This is a genomic window from Emticicia sp. (genome assembly GCF_049241225.1).
GTDB lineage: Bacteria > Bacteroidota > Bacteroidia > Cytophagales > Spirosomataceae > Emticicia.
The window spans coordinates 35,055-58,656 of the sequence record NZ_JBMLRC010000294.1; the positions used below are offsets into that span (position 1 = coordinate 35,055).

The 23,602-nt window shown below is 38.0% G+C and carries 19 protein-coding genes; 13 read left to right on the forward strand and 6 right to left on the reverse strand.

What is annotated here, in order from left to right; genetic code table 11:
- Positions 1 to 198: 198 nt before the first annotated feature.
- A complete protein-coding gene (locus ACOVO2_RS15765; RefSeq protein ID WP_421770900.1) occupies positions 199 to 825 on the forward strand; it encodes a hypothetical protein in 627 nt (208 codons plus the stop codon).
- A gap of 217 nt (positions 826 to 1,042) precedes the next feature.
- Here the strand turns inward: ACOVO2_RS15765 and uvrC are convergent, their stop codons facing one another.
- On the reverse strand, positions 1,043 to 2,857 hold the full coding sequence (uvrC, locus tag ACOVO2_RS15770; protein WP_421770901.1) for an excinuclease ABC subunit UvrC: 1,815 nt from the start codon (positions 2,855 to 2,857) through the stop codon (positions 1,043 to 1,045).
- 166 nt (positions 2,858 to 3,023) lie between these two features.
- On the opposite strand from uvrC, the gene ACOVO2_RS15775 reads away from it, so the two are divergent.
- From ACOVO2_RS15775 to ACOVO2_RS15825, 11 genes are all read left to right on the forward strand, one after another.
- Complete coding sequence (locus tag ACOVO2_RS15775; protein ID WP_421770902.1) at positions 3,024 to 5,345, forward strand: PQQ-dependent sugar dehydrogenase; 2,322 nt, start codon at positions 3,024 to 3,026, stop codon at positions 5,343 to 5,345.
- A 578-nt stretch (positions 5,346 to 5,923) separates the two neighbouring features.
- Positions 5,924 to 6,616 carry a DUF1361 domain-containing protein gene (locus ACOVO2_RS15780; protein ID WP_421770903.1) on the forward strand — a complete coding sequence of 231 codons (693 nt, stop codon included), beginning with the start codon at positions 5,924 to 5,926 and terminating at the stop codon, positions 6,614 to 6,616.
- Positions 6,606 to 6,944: a diacylglycerol kinase family protein gene (locus tag ACOVO2_RS15785; RefSeq protein ID WP_421770904.1), complete on the forward strand. Its 339-nt coding sequence runs from the start codon at positions 6,606 to 6,608 to the stop codon at positions 6,942 to 6,944. Before ACOVO2_RS15780 ends, ACOVO2_RS15785 begins: the two co-directional genes overlap by 11 nt.
- Before the next feature lie 122 nt (positions 6,945 to 7,066).
- Positions 7,067 to 7,693 carry a hypothetical protein gene (locus tag ACOVO2_RS15790; RefSeq protein WP_421770905.1) on the forward strand — a complete coding sequence of 209 codons (627 nt, stop codon included), beginning with the start codon at positions 7,067 to 7,069 and terminating at the stop codon, positions 7,691 to 7,693.
- An 84-nt stretch (positions 7,694 to 7,777) separates the two neighbouring features.
- Entirely contained in the window at positions 7,778 to 8,071 is a 294-nt protein-coding gene (locus ACOVO2_RS15795; RefSeq protein ID WP_188764090.1) for a winged helix-turn-helix domain-containing protein, read from the forward strand.
- A gap of 66 nt (positions 8,072 to 8,137) precedes the next feature.
- Complete coding sequence (locus ACOVO2_RS15800) at positions 8,138 to 9,652, forward strand: DUF4173 domain-containing protein (protein WP_421770906.1); 1,515 nt, start codon at positions 8,138 to 8,140, stop codon at positions 9,650 to 9,652.
- A 4-nt stretch (positions 9,653 to 9,656) separates the two neighbouring features.
- Positions 9,657 to 10,097, forward strand: a complete 441-nt coding sequence (locus tag ACOVO2_RS15805) for a hypothetical protein (RefSeq protein ID WP_421770907.1) — start codon at positions 9,657 to 9,659, stop codon at positions 10,095 to 10,097.
- Between the two features lie 52 nt (positions 10,098 to 10,149).
- The gene (locus tag ACOVO2_RS15810) at positions 10,150 to 10,527 is read left to right on the forward strand and encodes a DUF2809 domain-containing protein (protein ID WP_421770908.1); all 378 of its coding nucleotides are present in this window, start codon (positions 10,150 to 10,152) and stop codon (positions 10,525 to 10,527) included.
- 30 nt (positions 10,528 to 10,557) lie between these two features.
- On the forward strand, positions 10,558 to 11,322 hold the full coding sequence (locus ACOVO2_RS15815) for an oxygenase MpaB family protein (RefSeq protein ID WP_421770909.1): 765 nt from the start codon (positions 10,558 to 10,560) through the stop codon (positions 11,320 to 11,322).
- A 199-nt stretch (positions 11,323 to 11,521) separates the two neighbouring features.
- Entirely contained in the window at positions 11,522 to 12,784 is a 1,263-nt protein-coding gene (gene clpX, locus ACOVO2_RS15820) for an ATP-dependent Clp protease ATP-binding subunit ClpX (RefSeq protein WP_421770910.1), read from the forward strand.
- Between the two features lie 155 nt (positions 12,785 to 12,939).
- The gene (locus ACOVO2_RS15825) at positions 12,940 to 13,656 is read left to right on the forward strand and encodes an alpha/beta fold hydrolase (RefSeq protein ID WP_421770911.1); all 717 of its coding nucleotides are present in this window, start codon (positions 12,940 to 12,942) and stop codon (positions 13,654 to 13,656) included.
- A 263-nt stretch (positions 13,657 to 13,919) separates the two neighbouring features.
- On the opposite strand, the gene ACOVO2_RS15830 is transcribed toward ACOVO2_RS15825, so the two are convergent.
- Both ACOVO2_RS15830 and ACOVO2_RS15835 read right to left on the reverse strand, forming a co-directional pair.
- Positions 13,920 to 14,471, reverse strand: coding sequence for a nuclear transport factor 2 family protein (locus ACOVO2_RS15830; protein WP_421770912.1), 552 nt, complete (start codon positions 14,469 to 14,471; stop codon positions 13,920 to 13,922).
- Positions 14,472 to 14,603: 132 nt separating this feature from the next.
- Positions 14,604 to 15,377 carry a DUF2927 domain-containing protein gene (locus ACOVO2_RS15835; protein WP_421770913.1) on the reverse strand — a complete coding sequence of 258 codons (774 nt, stop codon included), beginning with the start codon at positions 15,375 to 15,377 and terminating at the stop codon, positions 14,604 to 14,606.
- Positions 15,378 to 15,716: 339 nt separating this feature from the next.
- Here ACOVO2_RS15835 and lysM point away from each other — a divergent pair, with 339 nt between their 5' ends.
- Positions 15,717 to 16,175: a peptidoglycan-binding protein LysM gene (gene lysM, locus ACOVO2_RS15840; RefSeq protein WP_421770914.1), complete on the forward strand. Its 459-nt coding sequence runs from the start codon at positions 15,717 to 15,719 to the stop codon at positions 16,173 to 16,175.
- Positions 16,176 to 16,252: 77 nt separating this feature from the next.
- Here lysM and ACOVO2_RS15845 read toward each other — a convergent pair whose 3' ends face one another.
- The 3 genes from ACOVO2_RS15845 to ACOVO2_RS15855 form a co-directional block, all read right to left on the reverse strand.
- Positions 16,253 to 18,784, reverse strand: a complete 2,532-nt coding sequence (locus tag ACOVO2_RS15845) for a T9SS type A sorting domain-containing protein (RefSeq protein ID WP_421770915.1) — start codon at positions 18,782 to 18,784, stop codon at positions 16,253 to 16,255.
- A 210-nt stretch (positions 18,785 to 18,994) separates the two neighbouring features.
- Positions 18,995 to 21,913 (reverse strand): histidine kinase, encoded by a 2,919-nt coding sequence (locus tag ACOVO2_RS15850; protein WP_421770916.1) that lies wholly within the window; start codon positions 21,911 to 21,913, stop codon positions 18,995 to 18,997.
- 13 nt (positions 21,914 to 21,926) lie between these two features.
- Positions 21,927 to 23,602 (reverse strand): tetratricopeptide repeat-containing sensor histidine kinase (locus ACOVO2_RS15855; RefSeq protein ID WP_421770917.1); only part of this gene is annotated, 1,676 nt, incomplete at its 5' end.

The window sequence follows — 23,602 nt, forward strand, 5'->3', positions numbered from 1 at the left end:
GCTAAGTGATACGACAAAATTATTTTAAATTTTTAAAGGCTTAAATGATTGATAATAAGTGTCTTAGATTCGTCATTTGTAAGTCTAAAATCGTCATTCTACTTAAATGCTATACGTCCTTTCTTAACTTAAGTGAACGATTTTAAATCGATTGCCAATCTACTTTTGCATTATTGTTTAATATCAATTACAAAAATTATGAAAAAGAAAATTTTATGGTTTGGACTTGCCTTTGTGCTGGCAAGTGGTTTAAAAGTAAATGCACAATATGACATGCAAGACAGCACTCACAAACGTTGGTTTATTGGTAGCACTGTATTTTTATTGGGCAATTTATCTACCGTAAATCCGCCTAACTTTGCTCAACTCAATTTTGGTTATCGCATTACAGGAAAAGATGTAATCACAGTAGAGCCAAAAACTTGGAAGTATGCGTGGCCAAATGGTATTCATCCATTTTTAAACAAATCGTACGGAAAACCAGAAGAAAAATTCCCAGGATATGTCCGTGAGGTTGGGGTATCGGTATCTTACCAACGATTTTTATTGAAAGGCTTGTATGCCGAATTGAATGTGATGCCTACATGGCAAAAATTCGTGAATGATGACGGCAAAAAAATTGATAACGGATTTCAGATTTTCAATACATACCGTGTTGGTTATCATATCAAACTTTTTAAGGATAGGTTTTTTATTCAACCATCCATTGCAATTACCCATCGTGCTTATCACACAAAATTACCCAACGGATTTAAACAGTTAGATGATAAATGGTCAAAATTTGTCTTCGGAGAACCAGGATTTCATTTCGGGTTTAATTTATAGTAATGTGGCACCTCATCTAATAGCATGATTGCATATAAAGTCAGAAAAATGATGTAAAAGTATGTTTTCTGGAGGGGGGCGTTCTTGAAGTAAAAAAATAAAACCTATAAAGATTTTCACATCTTTATAGGTTTTGCAAAATTATATAAAAACTTAAATGCTTATCTATAAGTCAATTAACTCTCCGTAAACTTGTCGACCATTGACCGTGGACTACTCAACTTTCTTTCTCCAGAAACTCCTTGATTCGGTGGGTTTTATCTTTCCCGATTAATTTTATCAGTTCCTCTTCGGGAGCATTTTTTATATTTGAAATTGTCTTGTATTGCTTCAAAACCTTGGTGGCAGTAAGTTTACCGATTCCATCAGCACTTTCGAGGCTACTTATCAAGAAGTTTTTGCTTCGGCGGTCACGGTGGTGCGTGATTCCAAAACGGTGAGCTTCATCACGGCAACGCTGAATGAGCTTCAGAGACTCTGATTTTTTATCAATGTAAAGTGGTAGTGTATCTTCGGGAAAATAGATTTCTTCCAAACGCTTCGCAATGCCAATGATTGGAATTTGTCCGTAAAGCCCGATTTCTTTGAGTGCCTCGCAGGCTGCCGAAAGTTGTCCTTTTCCACCGTCAATAATAATCAAATCGGGCAGTTCGGATTTTTCCTCCAATAATCGGCTGTATCTACGGCCCACAACCTCTTTCATGGTAGCAAAGTCGTTCGGGCCTTCGACCGTTCTCGGAATGTAGTGGCGGTAATCTCTCACCGAAGGTTGGCCATTGATAAAACAAACCATGGCCGAAACAGGATTCGTGCCTTGAATATTCGAGTTATCGAAACACTCGATGTGGCGAGGCAGATTTTTTAGCTGTAAATCTTGCTTCAACTTTACCAGCACACGGTCACGTTTGTTGGTTGCTCCACTGGCAGCAATGGCTTCACGCTCGGCTTTTTCACGCTGGAAATACATCACGTTTTTCAAAGACATTTCCATTAGCTTTCGCTTATCACCAATTTGCGGAACGGCAATTTCGGCCTTCATATCAATTTCGATGGGAATATTGGTCACAATTTCCTTTGATTCGCTCTCGTATTGTTGGCGAAGCTCTACAATCAGCATCGTCAGTATTTCTTCTTCGGTTTCATCGAGTTTTTTCTTTACTTCCAGTGTTTGGCTTTGGGTAATTGTGCCGTTAATGACCTTCAGATAATTGATATACGCCGAGCTTTCATCAGAAACGATACTGAAAACATCTAAATCTTTGATGGCTGGGTTGACAACCGTGGCTTTACTTTGGTAATTTTGAAGAAAATCGAGCTTTAGTTTAAACTGATGTGCTTCTTCAAAAGCCAATTTAGCGGCCGATTCTTGCATTTTCTGTGCAAAATATTGCTTAGCAGGAGCGATATTCCCCTTCAAGATATGATGCACTTGCTCAATTTCTTTATTATATTCTTCCTCCGATTGCCGATTTTCGCACGGTCCTTTGCAGTTGCCGATGTGGTATTCTAAGCAAATTTTGTATTTTTTTGCCGCTACGTTTTCTTCCGAAAGATTTAAAATGCACGTCCGAATCGTATAAAGTTGGCTAAACATTTCGAGCAAAGCATACATAGCCTTTGAATTAACAAATGGCCCGTAAAGTTTGCCTTTGCTTTTATCTTCCATGCGGCGAGTGGTGATAACTCTCGGAAAACGCTCGTTGGTTACGCACACATACGGATACATTTTATCATCTCGCAGCAAAATATTGAAGCGAGGCTGATGTTTTTTTATGAGTGTATTTTCGAGCAAAAGTGCATCAAATTCGGTCGGAACGATGGTAAATTCGAGTTTCCGAATGTTTATCACCAACCGACGAGTTTTGCGGTCGTGGCGATTGAAATTATAAAAATAACTGCTTACTCGATTTTTTAAGTTTTTGGCTTTTCCGACGTAAATAATCTCGCCAGTTTCATCAAAATAGCGATAAACCCCCGGTTCTTCGGGGAGTTGTGGAAGCACAGATTTATAATCAAATGTTATTTCAGACATATAATTTAGTTTTACCAAACAAGGAAAGAAGCCGAATTTTGTAGGTACGTCTAAATTAGACGTGCCTACGGGTGTACCAAAAACAAAATTAACTTATTTTACGGTTCAATATTTTTTTAGCATCTCTTTGTTTGACAACTTATTTCATAAATTTGTTTCTAAATTTATGAGGAAATTCACAGCTGTCATGAATAAAGAAAGATTTTTGCTTTTTGTTACGTGTTTAATTCTACAACTCACATATATCAATTCTTACGCTCAACCTTCTGGTTTTATTGATGAGGTTATTTCGGAAAATTGGAATATTCCAACTGGACTTACTTTTGATGATAACGGACGAATGTATGTTTGGGAAAAAAACGGAAAAGTTTTTATTGTTGAAAATGGCATAAAGTCAGCCAATCCAATCATTGATATTAGCGAAGAAGTGCTTGACTACGGCGACCACGGACTCAATGGTTTTGCTCTCGACCCTAATTTTCTGAAAAACGGCTACGTGTATCTGATGTACGCTGCCAAGCGAAATCACGTACTTAATTTCGGAAAACCCAATTATCAAATAGAAGAAGAAACACCTTTTCAGACAACCATCGGGCGGATAACTCGGTACTCACTGACGGCTTCGAGTGGTTTCACAGAAGTTGATTTGGCTTCACGAAAAATTTTAGTGGGCGAAAGCCCTTCAACGGGTATCCCGATTTTGGTTGATAATCACGGCGTTGGTTCGTTAGCTTTTGGTTTAGACGGTACACTCTTGGCTACTGTTGGCGATGCAGCCTTGGCTACCGAAGGCGTAGTTGATGATACCAAAAGCGATTGGTTTAATGAAGCTATAAGTTTGGGGTTTATTACGGCGGACGAAAATATCAATGCCTACAAGTGCCAGTCGCTTAATTCATTGAGCGGTAAAATTCTGAGAATCGACCCAAACACGGGCGATGGAATTGCATCAAATCCTTTTTTTGAAGACGGAAAACCACGCTCGGCAAAGTCAAGAATTTGGGCGTACGGACTCAGAAATCCTTTTCGATTTTCGTTCAAACCCAATACAGGAAGTAGCAATGCAGCCGATGGAAATCCTGGTATTATTTATTTGGGTGATGTGGGGTGGTTTCATCGGGAAGAAATAAATGTAGCTGCTAAAGGAGGCCTAAATTTTGGCTGGCCAACTTACGAAGGCATCGACTTTATCAATAATTCGTACCGTGACCCTAAGTTTTTGCCACAAAACCACCAAAAACCTATCATTGATTGGCGTGGTACTTTTGCTCAAGGCATTGTTGATGGTGAACCTTTTGCGGTGGGTTCGCCACAATTTAAGGGAAATAAGTTTGCGGGAAATTCGTCGATAGGAGGGTTGTGGTATAACTTTCAGCAGTTTCCGAGAGAATACCAAAACCTGTATTTTCATGGCGATTACGAAGGTTGGATTAAAGCCTTCAAGTTTGATACAAAGGGAAATCCTACCGAAGTAATTGATTTTGTGAGCGATGTTCATCCAACTTCGTTTGCCATCAATCCGAAAGATGGAGCCATTTATTACACCAATTATTTTTACCCGAATATTCACGAAGTCAGACGTTTATCGTATAATCCGAATGCCAATCGACGCCCAGCGGTTGTGCAAGCGGCTTCACCAATATATGGAAAAGCACCTTTAAGTGTAAATTTTAGAGCCAGCGATTCTAAAGACCCAGAAGGAACGGCTCTGCAATATGAATGGGATTTTGGCGATGGAAATAAGTCGAGCGATGCAAACCCCAACCATGTTTATAATTCAACGGGAAAAGTGGCAACGTATGCCGCAACCGTAAAAGTGACCGACGCTGCTGGACTTTCCTCGACCAAAACACTCAACGTTTTTGTTGATAACACCCCCCCAACGATTCAAAGTACGAGTATTGATAAATTAGAGGTTTTTGATAACACCAAAGATTTTCCGATAAGTTTGAATGCACAAGTGACCGATGCTGAGCATCCACAAGAGCAATTGAGGTATGTGTGGTCGGTACTGCTTCACCACGACGACCACATACATTTCGTGACGTCTTCTTACAAATTGATTGGCGAAGCCGTGTTGGGCGTAGTGCCTTGCGATGCCCAAACGTATTTCTATAAAGTTACACTCACAGCCACTGATGCCGAAGGATTGAGTTCGACGTACGAGAAAATTATTAGACCAAAATGTGGTAATATCATTATCGATCCTCCTGTTTTGGGAACAGAAACCCAGAGTTTTGGCCTAAACGTAGCTCCCAATCCGACCGAGCGTAGCGTGGATATTTTGCCATTAAGCGACCTCACCAATAAAAAACTTAGCGTAGCTCTTTATTATACCGATGGCGGTGTATTGATGCAAAAAGAAGGTTTTTGGCCAGAAATAAAGCCTATACTCGATGCCAAACTTACGGCTGCCGAGAGCGGAATGTATCTACTGAAAGTATCAACCAATGATTTTTCTAAAACATTTAAGGTGATAAAAAATTAAAGTTTTTTCTTGTAAAATCTTTAACGCTGGCAAGGTTCAAAGCCTTGCCAGCGTTTTTTTGTAGGGGTTATGCAACAGATATAAATATCGGTGGCATGGCTATGTAAAACTAAAAAACGCCTTATTTTAAAGTAGCTATGTCACTGTTTTTTGCAAATTTTGTTATTTATTTAACTCCTAATAATATTAAATATAAAGCTAAAAAAATCCCGAAGGGATGTAAGGGTTATAGATAAATGATTAATAGTCAATAATTTTTAACCCCGACGGGGTGGAATTATATCACCCCGTCGGGGTTAAAAATCCATTTTATGGACAATTTGCTATAATCATTGCACTCCTTCGGAGTTGGAAGCCTAAGAATGGTAAGAACGATGAGTTATGCAGCAGATGTAAATATCGGTGGCATGGCCATGTAAAACTAAAAAACGCCTTATTTTAAGATAAACATATCACCAATATTTTGAAAGTAACTCTTATTGTGGATGAAATTTTAGTAAGCAAGGAAAAAAACTTCAAAATGCTTGCATAATGAATTTTTTAAAACTTACTTTGCATTACAAAGTTCTTTTTAAGGTATGCAATCGAATCAAATTAAAGTATTTTTCAGAATCAGCCGAGCCACCTTGAGTTTGGCTTTGCTTTCGGCATTGTGCTGCTTGTTATTGATTATCAGGGCGGTGCAGACCGAGCAGCTTCGAGGGCTGTTTCTACTCTGGAATCTTTTCTTGGCTTGGATGCCTCTGTTCTTTGCTCTTGTTGCACGCCGTTTATCTTCTTCAGTAACTATTAGCAAATCAAAGCAAACTCTGATTTTGGTGAATTTGGGTTTGTGGTTGCTTTTCTTTCCGAATGCTCCTTACTTGATTACTGATTTGATACACTTAGGCGAATATGAAAGACACATTTTATGGTTCGATACAGTAGGTTTTTTTGTTGCGGCTTTGGCGGGGGTTTGTACGGGTTTATATTCTTTACAAGTTACACATCAGGTACTTAATCAATTCGTTAGCAATACTTTAGCATGGTTTATTATTGCGGCAAGTATCGTGTTATCAGGTTTTGGTTTGTATCTTGGGCGTTTCGTGCGGTTTAATAGTTGGGATTTATTCACGAATCCATTTTATTTATTTCGAAAATCGTTTCAAGAATTACAAAACCCATTGGCTATTCAAACAACGCTGGTTTTTACCTTGGTGGTATCGGTATTATATGTTTCGATGCTCATTTTAATTCCGAATCGTGATGCAAATCTTAAAAATGCTGCGTAGTTTTCGTCATGCTTTTGCGGGGCTTCGATTTCTGATGGAGGAAAACAATGCAAGATTTCATGTGTTTGTTGGCGTAATCGTGTTGTTGACAGGGTTTTATTTGAAACTTTCAGCCATCGAGTGGACAATTATTATTACCCAAATTGGTTTGGTTTTGGTCGTAGAAACACTCAATACGGCTATCGAAAAACTTTGTGATTTTGTATCGCCCGAATACCACCAACTAATCGGAAAAGTAAAAGATTTAGCCGCTGCCGCAGTATTGATTATGTCGATTGTTGCGGTTATTGTCGGAATTATCATATTTTTGCCAAAGATTTTAGTGTAAGTGCTTGATAATCATTAATCGAAATGTTGGTAAATAGAGAATTGTACTATTATCGACTGCCAACTAATAATTGTGGACTACTTATTCACTCATTCTAACATTCACTCATTCAATCATTAGTAATGAACGAACATCTCGAAAATCTAAAAGAAATTCGCTCCTTGATGGAACGCTCCTCGAAATTCCTTTCGTTGAGTGGCCTTTCGGGTATCTCGGCGGGCGTATGTGCTTTATTGGGTGCTTGGTATGCTCACCAAAAAATTCATATCGAGGGCTTATATCTACTTTTCGACCCAAGCGTTAGGCAAGAAGTAGTACCATTACTTTTAGTTGATGCTTTTTTTGTGTTGGTATCTGCATTGTTTTTTGGGGTGTTATTTACAGTCAGAAAAGCTCGTAAGCAAGGCCTAAATGTTTGGAACTCTACTTCTAAACGCTTACTAATCAGCATGTTAATTCCATTAATTGCGGGTGGTGTTTTTTGTTTGGGTTTACTTTATAATGGTTTTTTCTGGATTTGTTTTCCTGCTACATTAGTTTTCTATGGCGTAGCTTTAGTCAATGCAAGTAAATACACAGTGCATGATACCTATTATTTAGGTGTAGGAGAAATCATTTTAGGATTAATTTCATTATTTTTGGCACGTTGGAATTTGATATTTTGGGCGATTGGTTTTGGTGTACTACATATTATTTACGGTACAGTTATGTATTTTAAATACGATAGAACACCTCCAGTGAACGAATGAATTTGAAATTACTTTGAAATAAGAATTTATTACTGCTGTGACCATCGACCGCATCGGCGGTCCGATGTTGACGGTGGACTATTTATGCAAATATTACAGAATTTTAATAAAGCATTTGAAAGCAAGGCTCGACTTGGTATTATGTCGGTGCTGATGGTCAATGACGAGGTTAGTTTCATAGTTTTGAAAGACCTCCTGTCAATGACTGACGGCAACTTGGCTACGCATTTACGTGCCTTAGAAGAAGCCAATTATATTGCATTCAAAAAAGAATTTATCGGCCGAAAACCAAGCACCGTTTACAGCGTAACCGAAGAAGGTAAAAAAGCATTTGAAGACCACCTCAACGAACTCGAAAAGTTTATAAAAGGCTCATAACTATATTTTTTTGTAATTATGCTTTGAAATACAAAGTTCTTTTTAATATTTAACCAGCAAATTCAGATGAAAAAACAAACCATTCAAACCGCCAGCCTTGTTGTTCTGCCGCTGCTTTTCAACGCTATTTTTTGGGAAGAAGATTTTGGTATTAATCTATTCATATTCAGCACTTTAGTTATGTGTATATTGGCTTTCTTTTTATTTCCAGAGAGCATTCGAAAACGCAATGTACAGGTGACGGTTTTGCTTACTTTAGTATCGGGCTTAATGGTGGTTGTGCATAATTCGGTGGTGAGTAAGTTGGTACATTTAGCTTCGTTTTTTCTGATGATTGGCTTCATGCACGAAAATCAAACACGGACTATTTTTGAAGCAGGGCTACAATTTATTATCAATTTTTTTACTACCGTTGTCGAAGCTCCGAGGTATTTATACCGAAGTTCGGAGTCGACTTTCGGGCAAAATAAGATTGCAAAATATATCACCCAAAACTTGCTTTTAGCCATTATTCCAATGGTGGTTTTTGGAGTGTTCTTCATTATTTTCTATAATGCAAACCCCGTTTTCAACGAGATAGTCAATAATGCTTGGAATTACATCATTAGCTTATTTAATCTGACCTTCGATGAGGCTTCTTTGGGCCGTGTTGTGTTTTTTCTGTTTGCTACTTACTTCACTTTCAGTATTTTGTTTAATTGGGGAGCCGCCCAAAACGTATTCAAATTATTTCCCGAAAACGAGCACATTTCGCCCACACAAAAAGACTCTAATCATGAGTTAAACTACCAACGTAACGAATATAAAATTGCTTTAATGCTTATTGGCTCGGTGAATGTTTTATTGCTGGTTATCAATATCATAGACATTAATTTCCTTTGGCTGAGTTTTGATTATTCGCAGGCGGGTAATCTTTCAAAGTTGGTTCACGAAGGTACAGGAACGCTTATATTGAGCATCTTTTTGTCGATAGCCATCTTGTTGTATTATTTTCGAAAAGACCTTAATTTTTATAAAAATAATCAATCCCTGAAATCCTTAGCCTACATTTGGATTGTGCAGAATTTTATTTTGATAATTTCTGTTAGTCTCCGCAATTATTATTACTTTGATTTTTATGGGCTTACGCATCTACGCATCGGTGTTGGGGTTTTCTTGATTATTACTTTGATAGGATTGGCTTCTTTATGGATAAAAATAAGAGCTATAAAGTCGTTTTTTTATATGTTTCGTGTAAATACTTGGGCGATTTATATAGTTTGGGTAGGTCTCACACTCGTAAATTGGGATGTATTGATTGCTCGTTATAATCTTTCGCATACTTTTAAAAATGGTGTTGATTATAACTACCTTTTGACGCTTTCAGATAAAACATTGCCGATTATCTATGAAAACCGAGCTAAACTTCCAAATGAAGCGAATCAAAATTGGTTAGCATCAAGAATCGAAAGATATTTTAAACGCCAAGAAGGCTATACGTGGTGTTCATGGAATTTTGCCGATGAAGCTGCCGTTGAAAAGCTAAAAACTCAGGTTGCTGCAAGCCCAGTTGTTGTGCCAGTTGTTCCACCAAAAAATTAAAAAAATGGAAGAAGAACGTTGGTTTAGAGTGCTTCGAGGCTTAAATGTTTTGCCTATAATAGTTTGTTCATTAATCGTCATAATCCTGATTGGAAATGGGGTTTCTAAAGATTTTTTACTTTTACGATTGCCCTTATTTAGTGTAGTTGTATATCCTTTGGTTTATTTTATTGAGACAGAGGAATCAAAAAATGCTAAAATAGCGTGGGTTTTTGCTGCAAATCTCATTTCGACAATGTGGTGGTTAGTAGAATTTACAATTTTTTCTACTGAATTACTCAGTGTGATTCATATTATGCCGATTTTACTTAGTGTTTTTATTGTGGGTTATCCGCTTTGTATGCTTTATTACAATTTTAAATTATTTATGAATGAAATTTCTAAACCATCTTGGGACGCTGATGACGCTGACGGTTCGCCGCTGCGATGTTCCAACGCAGATTGATACGGATTTTTGTTCATAAAATTTATTAAAAACCTGTCCTACAAATAATCTTATGTTTACGTTCAGATTAAAACCATTTATTGCTTTTCTCCTGCTGTTTTTAGTAGAAGTCGGAATTGCTCTTTGGGTTGATGATGCCATTATTCGACCATTTTTTGGAGATTTCTTAGCCGTAATTGCTCTATTTTTTCTACTGAAAACATTTCTAAACTTATCAGATTTAAACTTAGCTTTTACAGCCGTCGGAGTTGCGTATTTTCTTGAATTCTTGCAATACTGCAATTTCTTGAAGGCTGTTGGCTTAGAAAAATACAAAATCGTAGCCATAGTTTTGGGTAGTTCGTTCGACTGGAGAGATGTTTTTGCTTATACCTTGGGCATTTTTGCTGTCTTTCTGTTCGATAAAGAAACGCTGGGGCTAAAGGTCTGACGGAACGTCTGACCCATAAATATTATCAATATGAATTTCGTGAATAAAAATTCAATCGTCCGTGAAATTTGGGGAAATGCCGATACCATTTTGTTTATTTTTGGTGGAGCAGCCGCCGAATTTTCATTAAATAAGGCCGTCGATTGGCTCTATTTTACTGGCAAACTCCCCGCCGACCCACTCGGTCGGTTATTTTCAACGGTGGTTTATGCCCAACAAATTATTTTTTCAGATGAGCGAACAGCCCTTGCGGCTATCGATAAAATCACGGCAATACATCAGTCGGTTGAGCAGAGTAGGGGCATGAAGATTCCCGATTGGGCCTATCGTGATGTCCTTTTTATGCTAATTCATTATTCGATTTCGGCCTTTGAATTGCTCGAAAGAAAACTGACAGATGCCGAAAAAGAAGAAATATTCGATGTTTTCAATCGGGTAGGTGAGCGAATGGGTCTGAAAGATTTACCTCGTAATCATACTGATTGGCTGGCTGTTCGTGAGCAACATTTACAAGAAAATTTACTAAAAAGCACCTTTACCGACGATTTATATAAGCAATACCGTAAGCATTTGGGTTTGCTCCGATACCTTATTTTATGGGAAGGACAAAAACTCGTGGTGCCTTTTCGAGTGAGTAAGCTATTATCAATGAGCAGGTTTTCGGTTTTAAAGCCTTTTCTGCTACTTTATAAATTCACACAAAAAATACGATTCGATAAGTTTCTGAAACAAGCCCTCCTTCCTTCTGATTATGCACAGCAAATTATGGCTTTGGATAGAATGGCTGTTGATTAACGCAGATTGATTTTCAAGTTGTTAGGGTTTAGGTTTGAAAGGTTCCTTGATATTCGAGGAGCTTTTTTTTCGTTTCTTTTAAGATACTTTTAAATTTTTACATCCTAAATTCTTAATTCTACATTCTTAATTATACATTAGTAACTAAACCCAAACATTTTTCGTAATTTTGTAGGATAAATCAAAAAAATACGCTCGAATGAATGCTGGACAAGCTTATTGCTCTTTTTGTGGCAGACGTAAAAACGAAGTTGAATTATTAATATCGGGGTCAGAAGCAAATATCTGTAACTTTTGTGTCGAACAAGGGTTTCAATTAGTACAACAAGAATTAAATGGTGGAGTTGCTCCACAGAAAAAAGAAAAGAAAAAGAAATCAGAATTACCAAAGTTTGATTTAAGACCGCCAGTCGAACTCAAAAATCACCTTGACCAATTTATTATCGGACAAGACGAAGCCAAAAAAGTTTTGAGCGTGGCAGTATATAACCATTACAAACGCCTAACTCAGCCAAAACGTGAAGACGATGTAATGATTGAAAAATCTAACATCATCATGGTTGGCGAAACTGGTACGGGTAAAACCTACTTGGCTCGTACGATTGCAAAGGTGCTTCAAGTGCCATTTGCCATTGCTGATGCAACTGTGCTTACCGAAGCGGGTTATGTGGGTGAAGACGTAGAAAGTATCTTGAGCCGATTGCTCCAAGCGGCCGATTTCAACGTAGAATTGGCCGAGCGTGGTATCGTTTACATTGATGAAATTGATAAAATTGCCCGCAAAGGCGATAATCCTTCTATCACCCGCGATGTAAGTGGTGAAGGTGTGCAACAAGGACTTTTGAAATTATTAGAAGGCTCAATTGTGAGCGTCCCACCGCAAGGCGGACGCAAGCACCCAGAGCAAAAATTGATTCAGATAAATACCGAAAATATCCTGTTTATTTGTGGAGGAGCATTCGATGGTATCGACCGCCACATTGGGAAACGCATGAATACTCGCCCAATTGGTTTCTCGAATAATGGCAAAACTATGGACTTTTCAAATGATACAAGTTTGTTACGTTTCGTTACGCAGCAAGATTTAAAGTCATTTGGTTTGATTCCTGAATTGATTGGTCGTTTGCCTTTGTTGACTTACCTCAACCCGCTCGACCGTTCGGCACTTCGTAGAATCCTTACCGAGCCTAAAAACGCTTTGGTAAAACAATACAAAAAACTTTTTGCGATGGAAGATGTAAAACTCGAATTTTCGGAAGAAGTATTGGAATATATCGTTGACCAAGCCATGGAATTTAAGCTCGGGGCAAGGGGCTTACGCTCGGTTTGTGAAGCAATCATGACCGATATTATGTACGAAATTCCATCGGATAAATCAATCAAAAACTTTACGATTACGCTTGATTACGCCCAAAATATGTTTGAGCGTTCGGCGTTTTATCAGTTGAAATTGGCAGCCTAATTCTCTGACTAATTTTATTGAAAAGTCTCATTTTGCTTGCGAAATGAGACTTTTTTTATTTAAAACTTTCTTTCCGACCTTTGTGCAATACTTTGGGCTTTTTGTGGTTAGTCAATTAAGCACAGCATATTTCTCAAATTAAATCTACAATTAATATGAACGTTATTTTCTTACACGGTTTTGGCGAAGATGCCACCGTCTGGACTGATTTTTTGAAACTTTTACCCAGCGAACATACCTATTTTTGCCCCGATTATGCATCATTGACCAATATTGAGAGCATTGATGGCTACGCTGATTGGTTAAAATCATATACGAATGAAAACAGTATTACCGAATCAGTAATCATTGGCCATTCGATGGGTGGATACATTGCTTTGGCTTATGCCGAAAAATTTGCGGATGAAGTTATGGGTTTGGGACTTTTCCATTCATCGGCTTATGCAGATAACGAAGAACGTAAAGAAATTCGCCTCAAAACCGCTCGTGTGATTGACCAACAAGGTACTGCCAAATTTATCAAAGGTTTTTATCCGAATATGTTTACCGAAGAATTTAAGGAGAAAAACACCGATTTTATAGAAGAACAAATAGAAAGCTATTCGTATTTCCCGAAAGAAGCTCTAATGAATGCCCAAATTGCTATGCGTGGGCGAGTAGATAAAACCTCAGTTTTGAAAGAAGCTGATTATCCAATTATGATTTTAGCCGGTGAAAAAGATACTTTTGTGCCGAAATCGGCTGCTTCAGAACAAATTGACCTTCTGAAGAATAGCCAAAGTGCGGTTTTAGAAGGTGTTGCTCACGCAGGAATGTTTGAAAACCCAACCGAAAGTGCCAAGGTTGTGGCAGCGTTTTTATCGAAAATTTGAAAGATTAATATGCGTTAAACCCAATAAAAATCCAGTAATGGCTAATTACCTTGTAAGGGTATTCAGAAATTAAGATAGGGCATCGCCCTATTAATAAAGATGAAGCTCTCAAACTTGGAAGGACTTCTCCCTTGCCTAAGTGTGTCAAAACCCTTCCAGCGTTAATATAAATTTGAATTGTTCTACACCCACAAAAAGCACAAAAGCCAACATTCCTGCTGGCTTTTGTTGTATATCAATTACTCCCCTTTAGGGGGCGGGGGTTACTTCCAACCATCATCCGAAGGCTTTGGTTTTGGGGCTGGTTTTTTTGCTGCTGCGGGGCTTCCTTTGGCAGGTGTTGCAGATGATGCAGTTGAGAAACCGCCACCGCTTGGGCTTGAAGAAGCAACCGTCACGTTTTTCTCAACTCTCGAATACACACGACTCACGATTTTCCATTCGCCATTAATTTTCAAGAGATTCAAGAAATCGACGAATTTGAAAGTTGGTAATTCTTCTTCGGTTACGGCCGTAGCGGCAGTGCCAGCATAGCTATAATTTACAATTTTGCTTGTCCATTTTGCTCCACCCGCAGGCACGGCAGCAATGAATTTTTTCACGGGCATTTCCGAAACTTTACCATCTTTACTCAAATTACGGAGATTTGCATAAGGAAAAAATGCACGGTTCAGACGAGCCGTGTCGCCCACAGCACCGCCATCTAAGTAGTTATTGATTGTTTCTTTAATAGCATCGTCTTCGGATTGAGCAAAGGTGCTTACCGAAATACCTAATAAAGCTATCAGTGCAAAGAGTGATTTGTTCAATTTCATCGGTATAGATATGTTTTAATCTTGTGGTAAATTAACGAAAATATTTTTTTACTATTGCTATTATCTAATTTGTATATTTAATAAATGTCTAAAGTAGGTATTTATTTTATTGATAATCAATGTTTTCTGTTTTTATTTTGCTGCATATTCCTTTATCACAGCACTAATGCTTGCTTCGGTATGACCTTGTTTTACTCGATTATCCGATAAGATTTGAATGACTCGCTGGTCTAAAATCGAAAAGCTATTAAAGTCATAGTTATTGTTACTTATTACAGGTATCATTATAGATTTTGTGTTTTCGGTGTGCCCAATACCCAAAGCATGAGTCAATTCGTGTCGTAATACACCATTTTGCAAATTAGCTGGTGTAGTAGGTGAAAGCCAAACGATTGCTTTTACAATGGCATCGCTTGTCCATTGTGTAAAAGTAGTGCCTTGCACTGAGCTGTTACTTACCTGAAAGCTGGCATATTTGCTATTGTGTGTGGCGGCATCAACTCTATTTATGATGATATCAGCTTCGGCAACGGCTTCGGTTCTCACCATTTTATTGAATTTATTGAGCGAGTTCATATCTGTAATTACTTTATCTAATGCTGTAAATAAAGCAGTTGTTCGGCCACCATCCCAATAAATTTTTATTTGGGCTTTGCTTGGCAACCATTTCCTAATTGTTGATTGAGCTGTACCTGTCGAATTTTTTAGGGCAAGCCTCACGAAAGCGTCATAAATTTCCTGACTACTGGGTTTTACGGTTGTTGTAGTTGGTGGGGTGGTGGTGTTGGGAGTGGTACTGGTACTGGTACTGATTTTATTTGTTGGATTAATGTTTTCTTCGGACGTCTCGCAGGCGATCATCAGAAAAACCAGCGATAAAGTGGTTGCAGCAAGGCCAATTTTCATTTTAGCTAAAATTTATTTCACTTAGTTCAATAGATTTGTATGGGTTGAGTGTGTGAGAGATTTTTTCAAATAGAGCAAATTTCATACCATCAAAGAATTGAAATTTACATATTTTATTGTTTTTCAAGCCAATAAAACAATTATTTAACGAAAAAATATATAATTTGTTACTTTTAGAATAGATTACGTCAGAAGATATGTAAATGTAGGATATGAAAGCTAATGTTACCTAAAAGTAAATAAATTTGTAAAAAAACTAATATTTATGTTGTGGAAACCAAGTTTTTAATACATTTGCAATAGTTAATATTATTTACTCCAAACCAAAAATTACACAAAATGGGATTAATGTCATTTTTTAAAGGTGTAGGCGAAAAACTTTTCGGAAGCAAAGAAGAAGCCGCTCCAGTAGAACAAAAAGAAGAATTGAAAGCAAGTGTTTTATTGGCACATGTTCAGAAACTTGGCTTAGCATTCAACACGCTTACTGTCAAAATTGCTGGCGATACTGTAACCTTAGTAGGTGAAGTAGATAAGCAAGAAGATGCTGAGAAAATTGCATTAGCAGTAGGAAACGTAGAAGGGGTTCATGTAGTTGATAACCAATTAGTTGTTGCTACTCCAGAGCCAGAGGCAAAGTTCCATACTGTAGAAAAAGGCGATACTCTATCGAAAATTGCTAAAGAATACTACGGCGATATGATGAAATATCCTGTGATTTTTGAAGCTAACAAGCCGATGCTTACTCACCCAGATAAAATCTATCCTGGTCAAGTATTAAGAATTCCTGCTCTTTAATCTTGTAAAGAGTATTTATACGAAGGCCTTTCCTGTGATTGCAGGAAGGGCTTTTTTATGCTTAAAACAATAAAATTTTATTTTTCGATAAGTAGTTTTTTGACAATAGTTCTGTTTTCAAGTGTAGTTTTAACGAAGTAAATACCTATCGGGAAGCTACTTACATCAAATACTTCGGTTTGTTGTCCAATATTTTTGAGTTCTCGTTCGTGCATTATTTTGCCATTGGCGTCAATGATCTTAATATTTGAGCTTCTGAGATTACCATTTACAAAAGCTACATTTAGAAGCTCACTTGTCGGATTCGGAAAAACACTCACCCGATTGATGTTTGTATCTTCGGCTGCCAAAGGCTCTAAAATTGTTATTTTTGCACTGCCGTTTACAAAGCCTATTCCACAAGAATTTTTTATTTCTCTTAGGTTGTAAGTTGTTGATTTTGAGGGTCTTACCTCGACAAGAAATGGTGATTGATTGGCAATAAATGAACGCCCATCAGAGAGTTTTATTTCGGCAGGAAGCTCGCCTGTTAGGTCTACCTTCAAGAATGTGCTGTCGCCGCTGAGTATGGAGGCATCTCCACTGATACTCGCTGTAGCTAAGGGAATAATGTTTATATTCATTTTGGCTTTCGAACTTTCGCAGCCATAGCTGTTGCTCTGACTTACATAATAGCTAAATGTACCAACATTGCCTGTTGGAGGGATTATACTCTCAAAAGATTTAAGATCGAGCTCGCCAGTGTACCATTTTAAGTTGTTGCCTATTGCTGTGAGGGCAGTAGTATTACTATTTTGGCAGATGGCTGTATTTTCAATAACTATGGGCGGTTTTGGCGGAGCGATTATGCTCATAGGCCCCAAGACTGAACTAAAAAAATCTGTATTTTTAGCAGTTACTTTTATCCGATAGCCAGTTCCTGTCTTAAAATTGGGGGGTATTTGTGCAGAAAGTGTAAATAATGAAACTTGTGTTGGCAAATCAATGAAATTAGTGCCATTAGAATCAGAAATTTGGATGACGAGCTGACTATTGCTTGAAAGTTTACCAGCAATAGAAATAGATAATCTGATGCTTTGACCCAAACAAATGGTGCTGGCAGACAAAGCCTCTGCTCGTATTTGTGGCTGAATCACGTTAATGGTAGGCGTACCAAAAGCACTGCCAGTACCACACATATTTTTTAAAGAAATAATAGAATAAGTGGTGGTTTCGAGTGGTAATTTGGAAATTGTGTAGGAGTTTTGTCGGAAATTTTCGACCGAAGTGCCATCTGATAACTGAAATGACCAAGCTCCACTTCCTCCCAAACTTACTACTAAATCAGAGCTTTCGCCAGTATTGATGCTGTTTTTAGTGCTTGAAAGTGTGGCGGTTGGAAAGTTTCTGACTGCAAAATGTTCGCTTAATGGGCTAATTGTTTCGGGCCGAGTGGCGGTCAGGCGAACACGGTAATTATCACCTTCGGGTAGCGAAAAGGGTAGCCTGATCGCTATTTTATCGGCTACAAACTTTGATTCAATTCGTTGGAAATTTCTACCATCTTTATCCGAAACCTCAACAAAAAGTTGATTATTGTTTTCAAACATCCCTTCCAAATTAAAACTAATTTTTAGGGAGTCTCCGACACAATAAACTTTTTTATTTAGATTATTAATCGAGAGGAAGTTGGCACTTCGGGCCGTAATCTGATACTCTGCCAGCGGCGAAAAGCGAACCGCAAATGAGGCCTGCATTTTCTGGTATTGCTGCTCGGTGAATATATTGCCACATCGCTGCTGGTACGACATAAAATTATTGATCGGTGGACTGTAAGTTTCACCATTAGCATCCTGCAGGTCGGATGGTGTTTTTTGGTCGCAGTTAAATGCATGAATTAGTGGTAAACGCTCAAACGGATCTGCGGCGGTATCACAGAGTTGGTCGCCAGTTGTTACACAATTAGAGCCTGCTCCACGAGTCACTAATTCTCTCTTACTAATATCGGGGTTGTTGCTATCTTGAAACGTATGCAAAAGCCCAAAATAATGTCCAACTTCGTGGAGAAAGGTTTTGTTTTTTAGGTTATTGAAATCGTCTTCGGTTCGCTCAAAATAAGAATAGAAAATACGATTAGTGCTGGCCGAATAGTTAGGAAGGGCTGCGTATCCACTCAATATTGTTAGGTTTTGGAGGGTTATGTACTTTACGAAGTAAATATTGATTGCATCGGAAACATCATTTGCCTGACGGAGGGCGGCTTCATCGACTATTTTGAAATCAGCGTATTGGTCGTTTTTGATTTGAAAAACCCTATCGTTGTAGAGGTAGAGCTGAATATTGATGTTTTGCAAGTAAAGATTGGCATTGGCTATGATAGCCCGTACATCTGACTCGCTCAGAAAATTGCTGGCATTTACACCCGAAACTACATTGGCTTTTACGGCTACTCTATAATTAGTGATTGCTCGGACCTTTTTTTGTTGAGTAAACTTCTGAAACAACTCGAGTAATTCCTTTTTTTGTGCTTCGCTTGGCGAGGGAGTACCGCAGGCAAATTGTGCCAATAGCGTTTTGCCTTGCCCCGTCAGGAGGAGCAGTGTAAGTAGTATAATTTTTACTTTTTTCATTTATATATAAGACCCACTCAATATTCTATCATAACAACAGCGTACATTTCATCTAGCAAAAATTTTGCCGAAGGAACTTTTTAACGCTATTTTCACATAAAAGTAACGAAAATATAGGTTATTTAGGTATCAATGAGCTAAAATATCATTTGAATTTGGAATGAATTTTATTGAGTGGAAAGTTGTGAGTGGTGAATGGTGTGAAAAAAATTAGATTGGAATTGTAATTTTTACTTCGGTGCCTTCGGGAAGGTCTTGGTATTCGATGAAATTTTTATTTGGTGAATCGCCGCTCAAGAGTTTGAGACGCTCTTTACTGGCTGAAGTTGAAAACGAATCAAATTTTTTGAGGCGTTTGGCATTGATTTCATTGGCTTTTGCTCGACCGATTCCGTTATCTTTTACGATACAAATGATGTTTTCTTCGGAAGTATCTAAATCAAAATGAATTTCTAAAGTTTTTTCGCCTTGTTTGTGCAGTAAGCCATGACGGATGGCATTTTCGGCAAAGGGCTGAATCAAAAATGGCGGAATCTGATGGTAGTCTTCATCAATGTTATCTCCAAGCGAAATTGTGTAGCTAAACTCTTCGGAAAAACGCATTTTTTCGAGGTCGAGGTATTTGGTCAGAATGTCTATTTCGGCTGCAATCGAGATGGTTCTTTTACTCGAAACATCCAAAATTTGGCGTGTAAGCTGCGTAAAATTGCTCAATTGTTCACTGGCGATGGTTTTGTTTCCGTATAAAAATTGTTCTTGAATCGCATTGAGAGTATTATACATAAAATGCTGATTCATCTGCGATTTTATAGCGGTTAGCAAATGCACTTGAAGGTCTTTTTCGAGGGTAAGCTTTTCGGCCTTGAGGGCTGCTTCTCGCTTGAGTCTTTTTAGATTTTGCCTATTGATTGCATACACAATGAAGGCGATGCTACCCAAGATAATTGCCCAAAACCAAATTGTAGTCCAAAATGGTTGTTTTACCTTAAAATTGAGGGTTTGAACCTTGCTTTCAAGGCCATCGGCATCGACTACTTTTAGCCGAATTTGGTAATTATCAGGCGAAAGTTCGGGCAAATTTAGGCTTCGAGCATTAGGAGCGAGCAACTCCCAAGCCTTATCATTGATTTGGTAATAAACTTTTACTTCGCCCGCACTTCGGTATGATAATACCGAAAAACGAATATCGATATTGTTTTGGTTGTAAGCTAAGGTATGCTGCTGATTGAGCGGTAATGGCACTTTATTTACCTCAAAAGTATGGAGTATCATTTTCGGAATAAAGGTGCTTCTGCTGGCTTGAGTCGTCGGAAAACTAACTAGCCCCGCCAATGTAGCCACATAAACTGTATCGTTTATCAAGGCAATATCTTTGAGGTCGGCTTCGGGTAAGCCATCGGCTTTCGTAAAGGTTTGTATTTGGTTGGTCTGTAAATTATAGCTCTGAACAGCTTTTTCAGTAAGCCACCAAAGTTGGTTGTTGTGGAATGTAATTTTATAGACACCATCATCTTCAAGACCCGACTGCTTCGTCAGGTGTTTTATTACTCGGCTATTTTCGATAAAATAAATGCCTTTGGTGCTGGTTGCTGCAAAAATAGTTGGATTTGTGGCTGGACGAATGGCGAGGTCTAAGGCAGAAATCCTTTCGTTTTGCACTTTTATTTCGGTCTTACGTTTGGCCGAGTCGAGCTTCCAAAGCCCATCAGAAGTAGCAAGGAATATTGATTTTGACGAAGAATCAATGACTACCGACCGAAAACGTACTTGTCCGATACTGAATTGCTCGATTTTGTTCTGTGAATTCCAGTCGTACGTTCCAGCAAAACCTGTTGCTGCTACCAAAACCCTGTTTTTATCAATTGGTTTGATATCTTTTATGGCATATTTTCCGATTGTACTTACTTTTGGGCCATTAATTTGGTAAAATTTATCGGAGCTAAACAATATTCTTTGTTGTAGATTATCATAATGAAGCGAAACCACTTCATCGTTAGTATGACCATTGTGTAGGTTTTGTTTGGTTAATGTGTTTAGATTTAGCTGATAAATCTCGTTTTTTGTTGTACCAAATAATATCTTGTTTTTTTTATCAATGGCTTTGAGTTTAGAAAAGCTAAGCTGAGGTTCGATAACTTTCATGCTTAGCGAAGGCACAAACAAGATACCCGAATTGATGGTAGAAATCCAGAAATTCCCCTCGTTATCTTTTATTACGGCCGTGATATTTTTGTCGGTAATATTAGGGAAGTAGCGTTTTGTTTGGCTCTGAGTATCTACCAAATAGAATCCCGATGAAGTGTAAATACCAAGATATTGTTGGTCGATAAGGCTGATGTTTTGCACTAGACTTGCTCCAACAAGTGGTATTTTATTGGTTATTTTGCCATTTTCGAGGGTATAAACGTGCGTTGCGTTGAGCTTCGGTACGAAATAGATTTTGCCATTGTTGATAGTATGATAGAATGCGGTGGCTTCTTTGGGTAGCGAAATCTCGATTTGCTTGCCATTTGCCGAAGTACCAGTTATTTTATTGAGTATTCCTGAGAATCTATAACAATATTCATCATCAATGCTGGCATGGGGTGTGGGATATTCTTGAAAAAGGTTTCGAGTGATTTTTTTAAGTTTAATATCAAATACTCTCACGCTTCGATTCCCCATCGACATCAGGTATCGACCTTGAAGAATGCGTCCTTGAAAAAAACTCCCGATAGGTGCAAGCTGCTGGCAAAATTGCAGGCTGTCGGCTTCGGTATAGAAAAACTGTCCCGAAAAATTCTGACACCAAATCTTGCCATTGCCATCTTCCATCAGATTACTGAGCGATTTTCCATCTTGTTTTTTGCTCGAAAATAATTTAAACTCGCTGCCGTCATAACGGTAAAGTCCTTTGTCGGTTCCAAGCCATATAAAACCACGTTTGTCTTGCATTAAATCATAGACCGTATTGGTGGGCATTCCGTGGGCTTTATCGAGCAAGCGATAACTAAAATCTTGTCCGAAAAGTGGGTGATTGGACAGAGAAAAGACTAAAAAAAGGCTAATTACGGCAATAAGGTGGTTCGTACATTTGAAAATCGAATGTATTTGCTTGTGTGATTTCAATATGTATAAACCGATAATCATATTGCTGTTGAAACTATCCTATTGGGATTTTGATGATAACTTTTGTGCCAGTTGGATTTCCGTCGGAATCTTTCAAGTCTTGATACCTTACCAAATCTGTTGAGTTGAATTGATGGCTGAGCAATCGGAGGCGTTCTTCGGTGGCAGCCGTTGAAAACGACTCGTGTTGCTGGATTCTTTTGGCTTTAATTTCGCTCGATTTCTCTCGCCCGATTCCGTTGTCTTCTACCGTACACAGAATATTCTCTTCGGTAGCATCTAAATCAAAATTAATAAATAAGTTTTTGCTGCCTTGCTTGTGCATGAGGCCGTGCTTAACCGAGTTTTCTACAAACGGTTGTATGAGCATAGGCGGAATTTGATGATAATCTTCGTCGATTACATCAGAGAGCGTGATTTCATATTGAAAACCATCATTGAAACGCATTTTTTCAAGTTCGAGGTATTTGGTTAGTACCTCTACTTCGGTCGCTAAGGTAATTCTTTTTTTGCCAGAAATGGTCAGAATTTGGCGAGTAAGATACGTAAAATTGCCCATTTGCTCGTTGGCAAGTTTTTTATCGCCAAACATAAATTGCTCTTGAATGCTATTGAGAGCATTGAACATAAAGTGCGGATTCATTTGGCTTTTCAAGGCTTTCAGCTCACTTTCGGTAGCTTTTTGTTCGATTTCAACTCTACGCTCTGCTTCTTCGAGTTTGGTTTGTAGGAGTTCGTTTTCTTTTCTCGATTTAAAGCGTGTAAAAGAAAAGTAAGCAACTGCGGCCAGTGCCAAAATTCCACCTAAAATGCTATAAATGAGAGCGTTTTTTCGTTGCGATTCGAGTTGAGCAATTTTATTTTTTTGAGCTAAGGTTTTTATTTGGGCTTCTTTCAATTCGTTTTGATACTTGAATTCGGCCTTCAAGATGGCATTTTTATTTTCCTCTTTGTTTAGCGAATCTTTGGCACTCAAGGTTTGTTCGATAACTTCGAGTGCATTTTTGTAGTCGCCTGTTTTCTTGAAAATCTTATAAACCTTTGGCCCAATTTCTTCAATATACTCTATATGTTTTCCTTTTTTTGCATATTGGTAGGAGAGTAGTAAGTTTTTTTGTGCTGCAACTTCATTTTTCTGTATCGCATATATTTCATGAAGATTAAAATAAATGGCCGCAAGACTTTCGGTATCCATTAGTTTTTTTGATTCAATGATTGCTTGGTCGAAATAGTCGATGGCATTTTTATACTCTTTCTTTTCTTTATAGAGTTGCCCAATCCTGTTTAGACTACTGGCTACATAATTAGGATTATTGATTTCCCGCATAATAGCCAAGTTTTTGAAACTATAATCGAGCGATTTGGGTATATTTCCTAATCTTTTATAAATAACGGATAAGTTACCGTAGATAAGTCCGGTTAGATTTTTATCGTTTATTTGGAGGGCAATTTTGAGGCCTTTGCTCAAGTTTTCCAAGCTTTTATCATACTCCTGTTCTTTCCCAAATGCCGTACTGAGCGAGAAATGGGTATAGGCAATTGCTTTAGCATTTTTTTTAATATCGCCATTTTTAATGATTTCGTAGTATGTTTCTATCTCTTTTTTGAAGTTTCCACGTTGCCCATCAAAATGACCCTGATTCAGCAATCCGCTTAGGTAGGCATTTTGGTAATAGGTCTTTATTGCTTCGGGCAATTGCCCAATAGTCA